Annotated in this window: 17 protein-coding genes and 2 tRNA genes; 10 read left to right on the top strand and 9 right to left on the bottom strand. The window is 30.8% G+C overall.

Annotation, left to right across the window (positions count from 1 at the left end):
• The first annotated feature begins 49 nt into the window (after positions 1-49).
• Positions 50-982, top strand: coding sequence for a TIGR01212 family radical SAM protein (locus EBB51_RS13035; protein WP_123054843.1), 933 nt, complete (start codon positions 50-52; stop codon positions 980-982).
• Positions 983-989: 7 nt separating this feature from the next.
• On the top strand, positions 990-1730 hold the full coding sequence (locus tag EBB51_RS13030; protein ID WP_123054842.1) for a 2-phosphosulfolactate phosphatase family protein: 741 nt from the start codon (positions 990-992) through the stop codon (positions 1728-1730).
• Between the two features lie 620 nt (positions 1731-2350).
• Here EBB51_RS13030 and EBB51_RS13020 read toward each other — a convergent pair.
• The 9 genes from EBB51_RS13020 to EBB51_RS12980 form a co-directional block, all read right to left on the bottom strand.
• The gene (locus tag EBB51_RS13020; protein WP_123054840.1) at positions 2351-3529 is read right to left on the bottom strand and encodes a class I SAM-dependent rRNA methyltransferase; all 1179 of its coding nucleotides are present in this window, start codon (positions 3527-3529) and stop codon (positions 2351-2353) included.
• Positions 3530-3581: 52 nt separating this feature from the next.
• Entirely contained in the window at positions 3582-3998 is a 417-nt protein-coding gene (locus tag EBB51_RS13015) for a hypothetical protein (protein ID WP_123054839.1), read from the bottom strand.
• A gap of 75 nt (positions 3999-4073) precedes the next feature.
• A complete protein-coding gene (locus EBB51_RS13010; protein WP_123054838.1) occupies positions 4074-4730 on the bottom strand; it encodes an HAD family phosphatase in 657 nt (218 codons plus the stop codon).
• A gap of 51 nt (positions 4731-4781) precedes the next feature.
• On the bottom strand, positions 4782-6131 hold the full coding sequence (locus EBB51_RS13005) for a [Fe-Fe] hydrogenase large subunit C-terminal domain-containing protein (RefSeq protein WP_123054837.1): 1350 nt from the start codon (positions 6129-6131) through the stop codon (positions 4782-4784).
• Positions 6132-6335: 204 nt separating this feature from the next.
• Positions 6336-6411: transfer RNA gene (locus tag EBB51_RS13000), tRNA-Pro, on the bottom strand.
• Positions 6412-6529: 118 nt separating this feature from the next.
• Positions 6530-6605, bottom strand: a tRNA-Pro gene (locus tag EBB51_RS12995).
• A 137-nt stretch (positions 6606-6742) separates the two neighbouring features.
• Positions 6743-7057: a hypothetical protein gene (locus EBB51_RS12990; RefSeq protein WP_123054836.1), complete on the bottom strand. Its 315-nt coding sequence runs from the start codon at positions 7055-7057 to the stop codon at positions 6743-6745.
• Between the two features lie 81 nt (positions 7058-7138).
• On the bottom strand, positions 7139-8515 hold the full coding sequence (murC, locus tag EBB51_RS12985) for a UDP-N-acetylmuramate--L-alanine ligase (protein ID WP_123054835.1): 1377 nt from the start codon (positions 8513-8515) through the stop codon (positions 7139-7141).
• 482 nt (positions 8516-8997) lie between these two features.
• Positions 8998-9423 carry a transposase gene (locus EBB51_RS12980; RefSeq protein WP_347560960.1) on the bottom strand — a complete coding sequence of 142 codons (426 nt, stop codon included), beginning with the start codon at positions 9421-9423 and terminating at the stop codon, positions 8998-9000.
• A 63-nt stretch (positions 9424-9486) separates the two neighbouring features.
• On the opposite strand from EBB51_RS12980, the gene EBB51_RS14000 reads away from it, so the two are divergent.
• The 8 genes from EBB51_RS14000 (at position 9487) to EBB51_RS12945 (ending at position 17216) form a co-directional block, all read left to right on the top strand.
• The gene (locus tag EBB51_RS14000; protein WP_279221804.1) at positions 9487-9618 is read left to right on the top strand and encodes a hypothetical protein; all 132 of its coding nucleotides are present in this window, start codon (positions 9487-9489) and stop codon (positions 9616-9618) included.
• A gap of 323 nt (positions 9619-9941) precedes the next feature.
• The gene (gene purR / locus EBB51_RS12975) at positions 9942-10757 is read left to right on the top strand and encodes a pur operon repressor (RefSeq protein WP_123054834.1); all 816 of its coding nucleotides are present in this window, start codon (positions 9942-9944) and stop codon (positions 10755-10757) included.
• Positions 10758-10855: 98 nt separating this feature from the next.
• Positions 10856-11146, top strand: a complete 291-nt coding sequence (gene spoVG, locus EBB51_RS12970) for a septation regulator SpoVG (RefSeq protein ID WP_123054833.1) — start codon at positions 10856-10858, stop codon at positions 11144-11146.
• Positions 11147-11294: 148 nt separating this feature from the next.
• Positions 11295-12665 carry a bifunctional UDP-N-acetylglucosamine diphosphorylase/glucosamine-1-phosphate N-acetyltransferase GlmU gene (gene glmU / locus EBB51_RS12965; RefSeq protein ID WP_123055073.1) on the top strand — a complete coding sequence of 457 codons (1371 nt, stop codon included), beginning with the start codon at positions 11295-11297 and terminating at the stop codon, positions 12663-12665.
• Between the two features lie 18 nt (positions 12666-12683).
• Entirely contained in the window at positions 12684-13643 is a 960-nt protein-coding gene (locus EBB51_RS12960) for a ribose-phosphate diphosphokinase (RefSeq protein WP_123054832.1), read from the top strand.
• 181 nt (positions 13644-13824) lie between these two features.
• Positions 13825-14511 (top strand): response regulator transcription factor, encoded by a 687-nt coding sequence (locus EBB51_RS12955; protein WP_123054831.1) that lies wholly within the window; start codon positions 13825-13827, stop codon positions 14509-14511.
• A gap of 1 nt (position 14512) precedes the next feature.
• Positions 14513-15925, top strand: coding sequence for a HAMP domain-containing sensor histidine kinase (locus EBB51_RS12950; protein ID WP_123054830.1), 1413 nt, complete (start codon positions 14513-14515; stop codon positions 15923-15925).
• 97 nt (positions 15926-16022) lie between these two features.
• Entirely contained in the window at positions 16023-17216 is a 1194-nt protein-coding gene (locus EBB51_RS12945) for a trypsin-like peptidase domain-containing protein (protein ID WP_123054829.1), read from the top strand.
• Positions 17217-17270 lie beyond the last annotated feature (54 nt).

The raw sequence follows: 17270 nt of genomic DNA, 5'->3' as shown, positions 1-17270 counted from the left end.
AATATATTTAAATTTACAAATGTAAATAATTTTGATTATGGAGAAAAGTATGTATTGGAATAATAAGAGATATTACAGTCTAAATTATTTTTTGAGGAAAAAGTTTGGATGTAAAGTTTTTAAGATATCACTGGATGCGGGATTTTCATGCCCTAACAGAGATGGTACCATAAGCACAGGAGGATGTATTTTTTGCAGTGAAAGAGGATCTGGAGATTTTGCAGGAAATAGAAACTTCGATATTGCACACCAATTTGAACAAGTAAAAAGTGTTATGCATAAGAAGTGGAAAGGCGGCAAGTATATAGCTTATTTTCAAGCATATACAAATACATATGCTCCTTTAGATGTGCTTGAAAAGAGATATAATGAGGCAATTTCTCAAGAAGATGTAGTAGGATTAGCTGTTGCTACGAGACCAGATTGTCTTGAGCCTCAAGTTGTCGAATTATTGTCTAAATTTAATAGTAAGGCATATACATGGGTTGAATTAGGACTTCAAACATCAAATGAAAATACTGCATATAAAATAAACAGAGGATATACCTTAGACGTTTTTGACAATGCAGTTAGTGTGCTTAGAAAAAAGAAAATAGATGTAGTTGTTCATATTATATTTGGACTCCCTAATGAGACTAAAGAAGATATGATGAATACAGTGAGATACGTCACAAGTAAGGATATACAAGGAGTTAAATTTCATCTTCTTCATTTAATAAAAAATACTCCTATGGAGAAATTATATGAAAGTAATGAACTAAAGTTTTTGTCTCAAGAGGAGTACGTGGATATAATTTGCTCGGCAATATCAATAACTCCTTCTAATGTAGTTATTCATAGACTTACCGGAGATGCACCGAGAAACTTACTTATAGGTCCAAAGTGGAGCCTTAAAAAGTGGGAAGTTTTAAATTCAATTGATAGGGAATTAGAAAAGAGAAATATTTATCAAGGCATATTTTCTAAGAATGAAGGGATGTGAAGACCTTATGAAACTAGATATAATAATATCTGCTGATGATATAAAAAATGAAAAAGTTAAGGATAAAACAGTAGTAGTCATTGATATACTTAGGGCTACGTCTGTAATAATTACAGCAATCAACAATGGATGTACTCAAGTTATACCAACTTTGACAGTAGAAGAAGCACTTAAAATAGCTAATAAAGATAGAAGCAGCTGTGTACTTGGCGGAGAAAGAAATGCTGTTAAAATAGGTGGCTTTGATTTTTCAAATTCTCCATTAGAATATAAGGACAAGCTTATAAAAGGTAAAAAACTTGTGATGACAACAACAAATGGAACTAGAGCAATTAAGAGAAGTGTTTTAGCTAAAAATATTTTAATAGGTGCAATGATAAATGCCAGCGCAGTATCAAAAAAGGTTATAGAATTGAATAATGACGTGGTTATAGTAAACTCAGGTACTTATGGACAGTTTTCTATAGATGATTTTGCATGCAGTGGGTATATATTGAATTGTATATTGAAATTAAAAGAAGATGTTGAACTTGCGGATATAGCTAAAACAGCCTTATATATATACAAACAAAATGACAAAATTAAAGATTTTATAAAACATGCAAATCACTATAAAAAGTTAAAACAGCTTCACTTAGAAGATGATTTAAATTATTGTTGTAAAAAGGATATAATAGATTTAGTTCCTGAATATAAAAATGGTATTATAGGTGTGTTTAAGGATGAAGAATATAAGAAGATATGTTAAAAATGCAAAGCATTTTTTAGAGGACATAGGACATAGGACAGTGAAGGTTGATTTTTCTCCGCTGTGCTTCGAAAAATCTTTAATTAAATTTTTGATAACTCGTTTCGCTAAAGCGAAACATTGTGTAACCATGAGAATGTACCTAGATTTGTGTAAATCAAATCTAGATATGTTCTTTTATTTTTTCTTAGAAATTTAAATGTGAGAATTGTGGAGTAGAAGAATATATACCAAGAGATGTGATTGAAATGTTTGATGAAATAGATGGTGAAAATATAATTGAACCACCTACGTTTAGTTGTGAAAAATGAGGAGCTATAATGAGACCAAAAAGATATGAAGGTATTCATGGGATAATATATGAATTTTAAAGTATACGATATTAATATGCTATCGCATAAAAGGTTATAGTTATATAAAAATTTAATGATAAAAAAAGTAATAATAAAGCAGCCTAGTTAAGGGCTGCGCCCAAAAGAAATTGAGCGAAGCGAAATAACGCGGCTGTGGCCGCTTTTTATTAAAGATTTTTTGCAGTGCAGCGGAGAAAAATCAACCTTCTCTGTCAATTGTCCTATGTCCTATGTCCTCTGTTTTTTTCCCTCTGTCTTTGTTAAAGGTTACATAATCTGAAAAATGTAGAACTTTAAATAATATGATTCATTAAAGTAACATAAAATAGGATGATCAGCAGATTGAGTTCTAAATTCTACTTGTCTTAAGAATCTTTTATTGTCTTTTGCGGCAGCTAATATTACGTTTTTAAGTAAATCTGCACTCATAGAATGTGAACATGAGCATGTGACTAAAAATCCTCCAGGTCTAATCATTTCCATTCCCCTTAAATTAATTTCTTTATATCCTCTTATTGCATTTGAAATTGTGGATTTAGATTTTGTAAAAGCTGGGGGATCAAGAATTACAACATCATATTTTTTACCTTGTTTTGCCCAAGTATGCAGTATGTCAAAAGCATTATGACATTCAAATTTAACGATGTCTGATAGACCATTGAGTTCTGCATTTCTTTTAGCACATTCTATTGATTGGCGGGATATGTCAACTCCAAGTACACTTTTAGCTCCTGCAATACCTGCATTTAGAGCAAAAGATCCAGTGTGAGTAAAACAATCTAGTACTTCTGCGTTTTTACATACTTTGTGTATTGCCTGTCTATTTTCTTTTTGATCCAAAAAAAATCCGGTTTTTTGATCATTCTCAATATCTATTATGTATTTGACACCATTTTCACTAATCTGTATATTGGTATCAAAAGGTTGAGTTAAAAATCCTTTAGTTAGATCAAGACCCTCAAGTTCTCTAACCTTTATGTCATCTCTTTCATAGATTCCACTTGCATTAAAGTCATTAACTAGTATTTTTACTATAGTGTCTTTATATTTATCAATCCCTAGGGATAAAAACTGAATAACATAATAGTTTCCATACTTATCTATTATAAGTCCTGGAATAAAGTCAGATTCTCCAAATAGAAGTCTGCAGCATGAAGTATCTATGAGTACCTTTTTTCTATATTCCCAGGCATCATGCAGCCTTTTCCTAAAAAAGCCTTCATCTATGTGCTGATTTATATCATGAGTCAGTATTCTTATAAAAATTTTTGAAAGATTATTTACACAGCCTTTACCTATAAACTTATCCTTAAAGTTGTAGACCTCAACTATGTCGCCGTTTTTATATTCTCCATCATAACTTTCAATTTCGTTTAAGTAAATCCATGGATAACCATTTTCAGATTTTCTACCCATGCCTCTGCGCAGATAAAACTTGCATGTCATCAAAATGTCCCCCTTGTTTATTAGATAATTAGCCGCTTATAAATAACATTTTTTATATATAATCTGCTTTTACATTGTTTTCAATTATCCAACCCTTATTATTTATTCCTGTTTTATTATCAAAGTATACTCTAAGCCACCTGGTATTTCTTATAATAGCACTGTCTTGAATTAACACGTGTGTATCTTGTCTAAGTGAAGTTATTATATTCATTGAATCATCTACTGGAGACAAGTATACACTACAATAATTTATTATAATCCCCCTATTGTATTTAGGTGTTACATATTCTATAGATATAGATTTTATATTTTGAGAGGGAGATTTCTTAAGCTTATGCTTTAAATTACTATTTTCGTGTTTCAGTACGAGTATTTGCTTCCTTTGATCGTATAGTTTATTATTTAAAGTAGTATAAAAGTAAAAACTAATTGATATAACGATTAAAAATAAAATTGCGAATATCACAAAATCCCTCCCACAATTTATACATATATTATATATATGCAGAAGTTGTGAAAAGTTACATTGACAAAATAAATATTAAGCAAAAGAACTGGTTAACTCATCGTAATTGTATACGTACTTGTCTGATTTTTCTATGATAGATTCTCTTTCGTATTCAGAATAGTTATCGTGAATACCAATAACAGTCATGCCGCCAGCTTTTGCACCTTGGATTGCAGGTAATATGTCTTCGAATACTATACAGTGATTTGGAGCTATATTTAATCTTTTTGCTGCAAGTAGATATATATCAGGAAAACTTTTATTTTTCTTAACATCATTTGCAGTCACTATGACATTAAAAAAGTCGTATATGTTATTTTTTTTTAATGAGGTTTCAACTAGTATAGGATAATTACTTGTAGCTAAAGCTATTTTAATACCTTTAGATTTTAATAACAATAAAAATTCCCTTACTCCAGGTTTTAATTTGACATTATTAGAATATTCATAAAGGGCAGTATCAAACCATTCTTTTTCAATTTCCCTTATACCTTCTTTTAAATTAAAAGTATCTTTAAAGTATTTTGCAGCTTGCCCAGCATCTAGTTTATCAAGTCCTTTTTTAAAACCTTGGGGTATGTGTATACTTCTTTTCTTTAAAAAATCTTCATCGATTTTATCCCAGACCCACATAGAGTCTATTAAAGTTCCATCCATATCAAAAATGGCAGCTTTTATATTTTCAAACATAAAATTATTCCCTCCATCCAATTAAACTAAAGGTTTTAAGTTTAAATTTATTTAAAATTCCCTTTCAAAAATTTCTGTTTGAGCATTGTCTTCTTTAAAATCATCTACAGATTTTATACCTATTTTATTTAATATTTCTATCATGCAGTTACTGTCAATGGGTACCTTTATAGATGATTTTTCTGCAAACTCATCTACTTTTTCTTTCCCAATTTCCCGCGGAATTATTGCCTTTGGTCCGCCAACGCAGCCGCCGATGCATCCCATTCCTTCCATGAAGTTAGCATGTATATCTCCTTTTTGAACTTTTGATAACATTTCTTTACATTTCTTTATTCCATTAGCATGTGTTGTTTTAAGCAGTTTGTATTTTTCAGGAAATAATCGTTCTATAGCTTCACCTATTGCTATTGATACTCCTCCAGTACGGGCATATAATCTTCCGCCTTTTGATGCATATTCTGAAGATATATCCTCTTTTAAATCTTGAGGTTTTATGTTAAATACATTAAATATGTCTTCTAATTCAGAAAATGTAAGTACAAAGTCTATGGCATCTGCTAGATCTTTATCTTTTGCTTCTGCTTTTTTTGCAACACATGGTCCTACGAAAACAACTTTACAATCAGGATTTAGTTTTTTTAAAACTCTTCCAGCTGCAATCATAGGTGAAATTGATGGAGATACATATTTAATTAAGTCTTTATAAACTCTTTTTACCATTCCAACCCACATAGGACAGCAGCATGAAGTTATCATTAAGTCCTTTTCATTATTTACATGAATGTCAAATTCAGCAGCCTCTTTTAAAGTTAGCATATCAGCAAAGAAAGCAACTTCTATCATATCAGTAAATCCTAACTTTTTGAAAGCGGATCTCAATTGATTAATATTTGCATTGGCAAATTGACCTGAAATTGCAGGAGCTACTGCAGCAATGACCGGACTATTACTTTTTAAAATATCAATAAGAGGAATGAACTCAACTTTGTCAAGAATACTTCCGCTAGGACATGCTTCGACACAGAAACCACAATCTGTACATCTATATCCATCAATATAGGCATTATTATTATCTTTGTCTATGAATATTGCATCAAATGGACACGAACTTTGACAAAGTGTACTACCATTATTGGTACCTTTGCAGTCTGCACTGCAGTATCGTATTTTTTCAACTACTTTATGGTTTGGATTATAATTAGATATGGCGTTTTTTAAATCATGTATAAAGTCTTTGGTAAAATCAACTTTAATGCCGCATAAGGAAGATATAACATTACTAAGATATTCTTTGTTAATGTTTGGCTTACTTAAAATTTGTTTTACACAATCTTCAAAGTTACCATTAACATAAGATTCAGCTAAACTTTTAAACAAGTCTTCATAATTTTCTTTCATGATAAAACACATCCTTATAAATTTTTAAAAGTAGAACCATTTTAGAAAAGTTTTATACTGTTCATGAGTTTATTATGGATAATTAGTAATTTTTTATCCTGAAGTTATATAATTCTGCAGTTATTATAAAAAGTTAACATAATTTAAAGAACGTTAGCAGTTGAATTTAAAGTATAAAAAAAGTGGTATATTCATTTACCACTATGGTCGGGGTGACAGGGCTTGAACCTGCGGCCTCTTGCTCCCGAAGCAAGCGCGCTCCCATCTGCGCCACACCCCGTTTAAACTATGATATAAATTTAGTATAATTATAATTTAGCAATTATACCTATATATGTCAAGCATAATTGAATATAAAAGGAGTAAACTTTTGTTTACTCCTTTTATACGTAACTTATTGGTCGGGGTGACAGGGCTTGAACCTGCGACCTCATGGTCCCAAACCACGCGCGCTCCCATCTGCGCCACACCCCGATGAGTACATGAATATTATATATTATATTTACGAAAAAATCAATACAAAAATTAAAAAAGTGGTATCAATTGGATTAAAAACTGTCTTAAAATGCAGATTATCATTTAAGACAGTTTCTTTTAATAATTTATTTAAACTAAGCTTTATCTTTTTCATCACTTATGCCTTTAGTTGGAACCAAGGACATAAAGAAACCTACTAGTATTGATACAAGTGCAGGTGCTATTATATTTACATAAGTAATATATCGAGTTCTGTAGAGGATATACGCTGCGATAGAAGTTATGATTGCAGATAATAAAAAAATATAAATTACGAATTTAGCAAAAGAGCTAAAAAATCTTTCATACATTTTATGGCGCAGAGGACCTCTAATTACTGCTCGAAATAAAAAGTAAGATGCAAAGATGAATATGATATCTACACCAGCAGATATTAAAAAGTTTCTCATAAAAACACCTCCAATAAGGTAACTACTAATATTATTACCATACTGGAGGATTTTACACGTATAAATATTTTTAAATTAAGTTTACTTTAAATACATTTCTCCTACTTTAAATACATCTCCAGCACCTATTGTAAGAAGTAAATCGCCGTTTTCTAAGTTTTCATTTAAATATGAAACAATGTCTTCAAAGCTGTGAAAGTTAGAGCACTTAACGTTTCGTTCTCTTATTTTATCTCCTAGGGAATTTGAACTAACGACTCCAGTATCTTTTTCTCTTGCAGCATATATATCTGCAAGTATAAGTTCGTCAATATTATCAAAGGCTTTAGTAAATTCATCAAATAAATTTAGTGTTCTAGAGTAGGTATGAGGTTGAAAAACACAAAAAATTCTTTTGTGTGGATAATTATTTGCTGCACTTAATGTAGCTTTTATTTCTGTTGGATGATGTGCATAATCATCTATTACAGTAACACCGGATTTAACACCTTTGAGTTCAAATCTTCTGTGTATACCTTTAAAGTTTGCAATACCTTTGACTATATTCTCGCTGGATACATTAAGGCAAAGCGAAGCACAAATACTTGCTAGTGCATTTAATATATTGTGTTTGCCCGGAATATTTAACTGAACGTGCATTAGCTCATTTCCATCTTTGCATACGTCAAATGAAGCACAAGCTTTTTCATTAAAATGTACATTCTTACATGTAACATTTCCTTTATCTATGCCGTAAGTTATTACATTACAATTGGATTCTGAGATAACTTTATCCATTCGTTTATCTTCAGCATAGCATACCAAATAGCCATCCTTAGGAATAAGCTTAGCAAACTTTATAAAAGCATTTTGTATATCATCTATATCTTTATAATAATCAAGATGGTCTGCATCGATATTCAATATTACACCAATGTATGGGAAAAACTTTAAAAAAGAACCTTTGTATTCACATGCCTCAGTTATAAAATATTGACTGTTACTTGAACGTACATTACCATTTATAGCATCTAATTGTCCCCCTACTAATATAGTAGGGTCTAGGTTAGCAGCTAAGCATATATGAGATATAATAGAGGTTGTAGTAGTTTTACCATGAGTTCCAGATACTGCAACATTGTATTTATGACCTTTCATTATACGACCTAGGAGTTCAGCTCTGCTCATAATTGGGATATTTAAAGATAAAGCCTTAACGTACTCGGGATTATCTTTAGATATAGCTGCTGTGTATATTACTAAATCAATATCATTTGTTATATTATTCTCCGATTGACCGATATATATTTTTGCACCAATTGAGGCTAATTTATCTGTTACAGGTGAGGCTTTCATATCTGATCCGGAGACATTGAAACCCCTTGTTAACAGAATTTGAGCTAAACCGCTCATACTTATACCACCAATTCCTATAAAATGTATTGTCTTGTCTTTGTCTTTAATAAAATCAAACGACACCTAAATCAGCTCCTTTTAAATACTCTATTTATTAATTATATACAAAAACTACTCAAAAAAACATTATTAATAAATTTTTATTTATATATATCAAATAATACAATGAGTGAATGAAATAGTACAATACTAAAAACAGAGGACAGAGGACAATTAAGGAGGATTTTTCGTAAGATTAGCTTACGAAAAATCTTTAATTAAATTTTTGATAGCTCGTTTCGCTTAAGCGAAACATTGCTAACTCAGAGGTTTAGCACTTAAATTCCAGTAAAAATAGAATTTTTACTGGAATTTTATTGTCTATAAAAAAAAGGGGCTGTCGCATTAGCATAAAAAAATTTGCTAACGTGGCAGCGTTTTTAGGTATTTTACGGAAACTTTTATGATACTTTAAGGACAAATGAGTTCAATATTTAAAAAATGGTGCACCTCAAAACTCTTGATATTAGGTTTTTTTGATTTGCAGAGTTTTTAAAATTTTAAAATTATGCACTTTTTTTAAATGGAGAAAGATGTGTTTCAGTTCTATCTGACTGAATTTTATTATGCAGCTTATTTATATTATGTGCCATTGCTAACAGAACACTTTCTGCCAAAACATTCTTTTTACCTTTACTTAGATATCTGTGAAATCTCATATCCTGTTTTATCTCTGCAAAAGAGCCTTCGGCTTGAATACTTCGATTCATTCTCAACTCGCAGCCTGATTTGCTTACAATTCTTTCAAGATTCTCTTTGCTAAGCATGTTGAATAGCTTTGAAGTCTCAAGATTTTTAACTCTTTCTTCTAATGGTGTTTTGCAGTTATCTCCTTTTATGCATTTGATCTTATGATCACAGTTACTGCAATCCTCAGAAGTATAAATTATTTTTTCACTTATATAGCCTGTCTTGCTTTTTCTTTTTACTATTTTATTTATTTTTAGGAACTTAAATATGAGAATTGTGAAGTAGAAGAATATATACCAAAAGATGTGGCTGAAATATTTGATGAAATAGATGATGAGAATATAATTGAACCATCTACGTTTAGTTGTGAAAAATGCGGGGTTATAATGAGGTCAAAAAAATATGATGGTGTTTATGAAATAACATATGAGTTTTAAAGTGAAAAACATTAATATGCTGCCGCATAAAAAGTATAGTTATATAAAAATGTAATAATAAGAAAAGTAGTAATAAAGCAGCATAGTTAAGGGCTGCGCCCAAAAAAAGTTGAGCGAAGCGAAATAACGCGGCTGTAGCCGCTTTTTTTTATTAAAGATTTTTCGTAAGCGAAGCTAAGAAAAATCCTCCTTCTCTGTCAATTGTCCTCTGTTTCTTTTTAAGTGTATTGATATTATTTATGTTTTAGAATAAAATATGAATAATAGATTAAATTTATTTGATATTATTCGTAAAAAAAATTTTTATATAGATAGGTGGTATAATGGAGAAATTTACTAGAAACCAGAGGGTAGCTGCAATAACTAAAACTTTAATGGAAAATCCTAACAAAATTATAAACTTAAACAAGTTTACTAATATGTTTAATGCAGCTAAGTCAACAATAAGTGAAGACTTAGTAGTTATTAAAGATACTTTAAATAAACTTGATATGGGCAAAATTAACACTATATCCGGTGCAGCAGGAGGCATTAAATATGTCTGTGGTATGTCCAAGGAAGAAAGTAGGAAATTTGCTGAAGAATTATGTATTATTTTGAAAAGTAGGGATAGAATAATACCAGGGAACTTTTTATATGTAACTGACATAGTATTTGATCCGCAGATAATTCACACAGCAGGTAAGATACTTGCTTCAGCCTTTATAACTAAAGATGTAGATTATGTGATAACTGTTGAAACTAAAGGTATACCACTTGCATATGAAGTAGCTAAAATGCTGGGCGTTCAATTAGTACTTGCTAGACGTGAAACGAAAATTACAGAAGGATCTACATTGAGCATAAATTATGTATCTGGTTCTAGTGGTAGAATACAGAATATGTCCTTATCCAAGAAATCATTAAATAAGAATAGCAACTGTATATTTATAGATGATTTTATGAAAGCTGGAGGAACTGCGATGGGCATAATTGATCTACTAAAGGAATTTGAAAGCAAACTTTTGGGAATAGGTGTTTTAATAGATAACATGGAGACACCTAGGAAACTAATACATGATTATGTATCTATAGTTGATTTTAAAGGTGTCAATGAAAAGGGTGAATCTCTGTTATATCCTTCTAGATTCTTTAAATAATAAATTTTCAAAAAACTTATTGATTTTTTTAAAAATAAGGAGGATAATCATATGTTATAGAGAATAATATATACATAAGCATCTTGGAGGTGGTTTATATGCAAATTACAGATGTTAGAGTTAGAAAAATAGCAGCCGAAGGTAAAATGAAGGCTATAGTTTCGGTAACCTTTGATAACGAATTTGTAGTTCACGATATAAAGGTTATAGAGGGTCAAAATGGGCTTTTTATAGCAATGCCAAGTAGAAAGACTCCTGATGGAGAATTTAAGGACATTGCACACCCAATTAATACTCAAACAAGAGAAAAAATTCAGAAGTCAATTTTAGAAGAATATGAAAAAGTAAAAAGTGAAGAAAATGTTTCTGACGAAAAGTCAGAGGGATAATAAAAAGGAGTGATATCACTCCTTTTTATTATCCCTCTAAGTTGATATAAAGTTACATCATAAGGTTGAAAATATGTTATATATAAAATATAATATTAAGGGATGTTTTTTTATACTATTTATAAAAAGTATACAAAGAGGTGTTATAATGTATAAATGTGCTATAATATTGGCAGCAGGAGAGGGAAAAAGGATGAAATCTTCCATCCCAAAGGTATTACATAAAGTATGTGGGAAAGAAATGGTAAATGTAGTCATAGATGCTATTAAAAAGTCTGAAGTTGAAAATATAGATGTTGTAATTGGTAAGGGAGCAGAAAAAGTAAAAGAAGCTACCTCAAAAAAAGATGTAAGTTATTCATTTCAACAAAAGCAGCTAGGTACAGGCCATGCAGTTATGTGCGCTAAGGAATTTTTAAGTGGTAAAAAGGGAACAGTTGCAATATTTACTGGAGATGCACCACTAATTACATGTGAAACTATAAGTAAGCTTTTTAATTTTCACGAAAAAGGTAATTATAAGGCAACTGTAGTTACATCTATTGTAGATAATCCAGATGGCTATGGCAGAATAATAAGAGAAGAAAGTGAACAAGTAAGCAAAATTGTAGAACACAAAGATTGTAATGAAGAAGAACTTAAAGTTAAAGAGATAAATTCTGGAATGTATTGCTTTGATATAGAAAGTTTGCTTTTAAGTATTGATAAATTAAATAATAGTAATGCTCAAGGAGAATATTATCTAACAGATGTAATTGAAATTTTAAAATCAAGCGGTGAAAGAATAGGCGGTTTCTCAATACCATTTGAAGAGACGATGGGAGTCAACTCTAGGGTTCAACTTTCACAAGCTGAAAAGGTTATGAGAAATAGGATAAATGAAAAACATATGGAAAATGGCGTTACATTAATTGATCCTGCTAATACATATATAGATATGGATGTTCAAATAGGAAATGATACTATAATATATCCAGGTAATGTACTTCAGGGAGCAACTATAATAAAAGAAGGATGTATACTATATCCTAATTCAAGAATTGACAATAGTGTCATAAATGAAAATGTAACAATACAAAGTTCTGTTATTTTAGATAGTGAAGTAGGAAATAATACAACAGTCGGACCGTATGCTTATATAAGACCGCAAACTGTTATAGGAAAGTCAGCTAGAATTGGTGACTTTGTTGAAATTAAAAAATCAACAATAGGTGACAATACAAAAGTATCTCACTTAACTTATATTGGAGATGCAGAAGTTGGCAGTGGATGTAACTTTGGATGCGGAACTGTTGTTGTAAATTATGATGGAAAAGCAAAATATAAAACTATAATTGGAGATCATGCTTTTATAGGTTGTAATACTAACTTAGTTTCTCCAGTTACTGTTAAATCAAATACATATATAGCTGCAGGTTCAACAATAACAAAAGAAGTTCCAGAAGGAGCTTTAGCAATTGCAAGAGCCAAACAAAGGAACATAGAAGGTTGGGTAGAAAAAAAAGGACTAAAGAAATAAGTTTTAGGAGGATTAACAATGATAACCCATGGTAAAAACATTAAAATTTTTGCAGGTAACTCTAATCTTGATTTAGCTAGGGAAATAGCTGACACACTAGGACTACAAGTTGGAGAAGCAAAGGTTTCAACTTTCAGTGATGGAGAGATATCAGTTGATATCGGAGAGACAGTAAGAGGTACAGATGTATTTGTGATTCAATCAACAGATTATCCTGTAAATGACAACCTAATGGAACTTTTAATTATGATAGATGCTTTCAAAAGGGCATCAGCAGGAAGAATAACAGCTGTAATTCCATATTACGGTTATGCAAGACAAGACAGGAAGGCTAAGGCAAGGGATCCAATTACAGCAAAATTAGTTGCAGATATTTTAACTACAGCTGGGGCTGATAGGGTACTTACAATGGATCTACATGCATCCCAAATTCAAGGATACTTTAATATACCATTGGATCATTTACTTGGAGCACCTATTTTAGCAAAATACTTTAAACAAAATGGATTTGCAGATAGGGATGATGTAGTTGTTGTTTCACCTGATCTAGGGAGTGTAACAAGAGCTAGAAAGTTTGCAGATAAGCTGCAGGCACCAATTGCTATAATAGATAAAAGAAGACCTAAGGCCAATGTATCTGAGGTAATGAATATTATTGGAGATGTAAAGAATAAAACTGTTATACTAGTAGATGATATGATAGATACTGCAGGCACTATAACAAACGGTGCTAATGCATTAATTAATATGGGTGCAAAAGAAGTATATGCATGCTGTACACATGCTGTTTTGTCCGGCCCAGCTATTGAGAGAATAAGGGAATCCAAACTAAAAGAATTAGTTATGCTCAACACAATAAGTTTACCGGAAGAAAAGAAGCTTGATAAGTTTAAAATATTATCAGTAGCTCCTATATTTGCAGAAGCTATAAAGAGAATATACGAAGATGTTTCAGTAAGTAAATTATTTGAAGAATAAGACTAAAAGCATGCAGAAAGTCATCTGCATGCTCATATTTTATATTTAGGATATACAATGAATTTTAGTGGAATAAATGCAAATTTTTATTTCACTATTTAGAATATATATAATATGTGATAAGTTATAGATGTATATGTTAATATATTCTAATGATTTAAATGGAGGGGAGTAAATTTAAATGGAAGGATCTATAGGGAAGATACTCATAGTTGACGATGACGAAAATATATGTGAAGTTATAAAAATGTATGTTGAGAGTGCAGGTTATGATACTAAAGTTTCACATGATGGCAAAGAAGCACAAAGTGTATTTTTAGAATATAAGCCGGATTTAGTACTTTTGGACATAATGCTTCCACATGTTGATGGTATAGATGTTCTTAAGTGGATTAGAAAAGATTATGAAACACCTGTAATCATGCTTACTGCTAAAGGTGAAACTTTTGATAAAGTACTGGGATTAGAACTTGGAGCAGATGATTATATGGTTAAACCTTTTGAACCAAAGGAAATGCTTGCAAGAATAAAGGCAGTTTTAAGAAGATACAATATGGATAATGAAAATAGAGAAGTATTGAATTTTGAAAAATTAATGATAGATATAAATTCATATACAGTTATATATGATGGGAAAGAAATTAAAATGCCGCCAAAGGAATTCGAATTATTGTATTACTTAGCTAATAATAAAAACAGGGTGTTTACTAGAGAACAGCTTTTATGTGAAGTTTGGGGATATGATTATCCAGGAGATTCAAGAACCGTTGATGTTCATGTAAAAAGGCTTAGAGAAAAGCTTCAAGGAGGATCTAATTGGCAAATAGAAACAGTTTGGGGAGTTGGTTATAAATTTGAGGTGAAGTAAAATGAGAAAGGGCTTATTTTCTAAGCTTCTTGCAACATTTACAGTAATAATATCAATAACTTTTATAATGACAGCTTCTTTTTTGTCGTACTGGTTTGAAGAATATTATTTTGATCAGAGGAAAGGTCAACTTTCGACAGAATCCCAATTTATAAGTGAAGCAGCAATTCAGTATTTGCAGGGAAATATTTTAACAGATAAAATGAATGAAACCTTAAAGAACATAGGCAGCTATCTATCAGCAGATATATGGCTAGTTGATAGTTATGGCTATGTATATGCAGTTTCAAATAATGCACATAAAGATCTTATAGGAACTCAAATGCTTACAGGTGACTTAGAAAGTTTAAGAGAAGGTCAGCCAATTGAAAAAAAAGGAGTATATGTAAGTATATTTAAGGTTCCAGTTCATACATATGAAATACCTGTCTTTTCAGATGAAGGAGTTTTCAAGGGTGCAATAATGATGCACACTTCAATAAATGAACTAAAAGACCCACTTAAAAAGGTGTATCATATAATTTGGATTTCTGTTATATTTGCTATTGTAATTTCATGTATTGTAATTTATTACTTTTCCCAGAGAATAATAATAAGACCATTGGAACAAATTAATCATGTAGCATATAAAATAGCAAAGGGTGATGTTGATAAGAGGGTAAATGTAAAGTCTAAAGATGAAATAGGAGAACTTGCAAAATCATTTAATTCAATGGCAGACTCACTAGAAGAAGTTGAAAAAAATCGAAGAGAATTCATATCAAATGTGTCACACGAGATAAGGTCACCTATAACATCAATAAAGGGATTTATAGGGGGCATGTTAGATGGAGTCATACCAACTAATAAGCAAAACTATTATTTATCCATTACATATGAAGAAATTCAAAGATTGACTAGATTAGTAAATGATTTGCTTGACTTATCAGCTATAGAATCAGGCCAATTTAGACTTAGGATAGAAGAAATTGATATAAATGAAGTAATTAGGTTATGTGTAATAAAGTTTGAACCTAAAATCAAAGAAAAAAAGTTAAATGTAGATGTTCTTATGGAAGATGAAAGTCTATTTGTTGCAGCAGATCGTGATAGAATAAATCAAGTGGTAACAAATCTTATAGATAATGCTATAAAATACATAGGAAATGGTTCTAATATAAAAATTATTAGCAAAACAAAAGGAGAAAAAGCGTTTATATCTGTATATGATGATGGACCTAATATATCAGAAGATGATTTGAAGCATATATGGGATAGATTTTACAAGGTTGATAAGTCAAGAACATCAAAAATAAGTACAGGATTAGGACTCCCAATAGTGAGATGTATATTGACTCAACTTGGAGAAGATATATGGGTTGACAATAAGGAGCCTCAAGGAGTGATGTTTACATTTACTTTAAGAAGGATTTAAAGAATAATTACACTTTGTTCATATGTATTTAAAAGTATTTTATTATCATTATATATTATAATGAATGTAAATATAATATTTTATGAGGTACAGTCTGATGAATGGTAATAAATTAAAAAAGGTTAAGGATACAAAATTGGAAAGTGCAGATGCTAATAATGGCAGTATAAAGTTTACTAATAATAGAAGAAAGTTCAGAATGAAGATTGTTCTTTATAGTATAGTTGCTGTATTAATTGCTGCAGTTTCAGGAGGAATTTCAGGAGCATATATAGTTAAGAAGTATTACAGTAAAATGTATGTCCCTATGAATCAATCTTTAACTGGATCTAAGGGTGAAGACAGTCAGGCTAAATATACATCAAGTAAACTTGAAAATCCTATAACTAAGGTTTCAGAAATAGTTGGTCCTACTGTTGTGGGCATAAATAGCAGTGAAAATGGATTTTCAGAACCCAAGAGCGGCGACATTTGCAGCAGCGGCTCTGGAATAATATTTGATTCTAATGGTTATATAGTTACTAATTATCATGTTATTGAAGGAAAACCTAAAGTTACAGTTAAATTGCCAAGTGGAAAAGTTTTAAATGCAAGTATAATTGGAACGGATCCTAGATCTGATTTGGCTGTTGTAAAAATAGACGCTAAAAGTTTACCAACTGCTAAATTTGGAGACTCTTCTAAAATTAAGGTTGGAGATTTAGCTATTGCAATTGGAAATCCGCTGGGGCAGGAATTTGCAGGTTCTGTGACTGCGGGTATAGTAAGCGCATTGAATAGAAAGATACAATATGGAGGATCAATATATAAAGTTATCCAAACGGATGCAGCAATAAATCCTGGAAACAGCGGCGGACCACTTTGTAATGAAAAGGGAGAAGTAATAGGAATAAATAGTTTAAAAATGGGATCGGATCAAAATGTTGAAGGTATGGGATTTGCTATATCTATAAATGAAGTTAAGGATATAATCAAATCTTTAATGGATTATGGAAAAATACCAAGGCCTTCTCTTGGAATATATGGTCAAAGTGTGGTATCAGAGAAAAATAGTATTAAGGGTGTCTATGTAAAAGAAGTAATTCCAGGAAGTGGAGCCATGGCTGCTGGAATTAAACCTACAGACATAATAATGGAACTTGATAATAAGAAAGTTTCTAGATTTGAAGATATAGCTGATATATTAGATAAACATAAAGTAGGAGATTCAATTAGCTGCAAAATATTGAGAAATAAAAAAGCAGTGCAAATAAATATTGTCCTCTTAGAGGTAAATAATAAAGATAAATAATAAAATCAATTTTTATATATGTGTTGATAGTTCTTAAAGTATAATTATTTTTAA

The organism is Clostridium sp. JN-1 (assembly GCF_003718715.1).
GTDB lineage: Bacteria > Bacillota > Clostridia > Clostridiales > Clostridiaceae > Clostridium_AV.
Note: the sequence above shows the minus strand (reverse complement) of the source record. Positions and strands in the feature narration are given on the sequence as shown.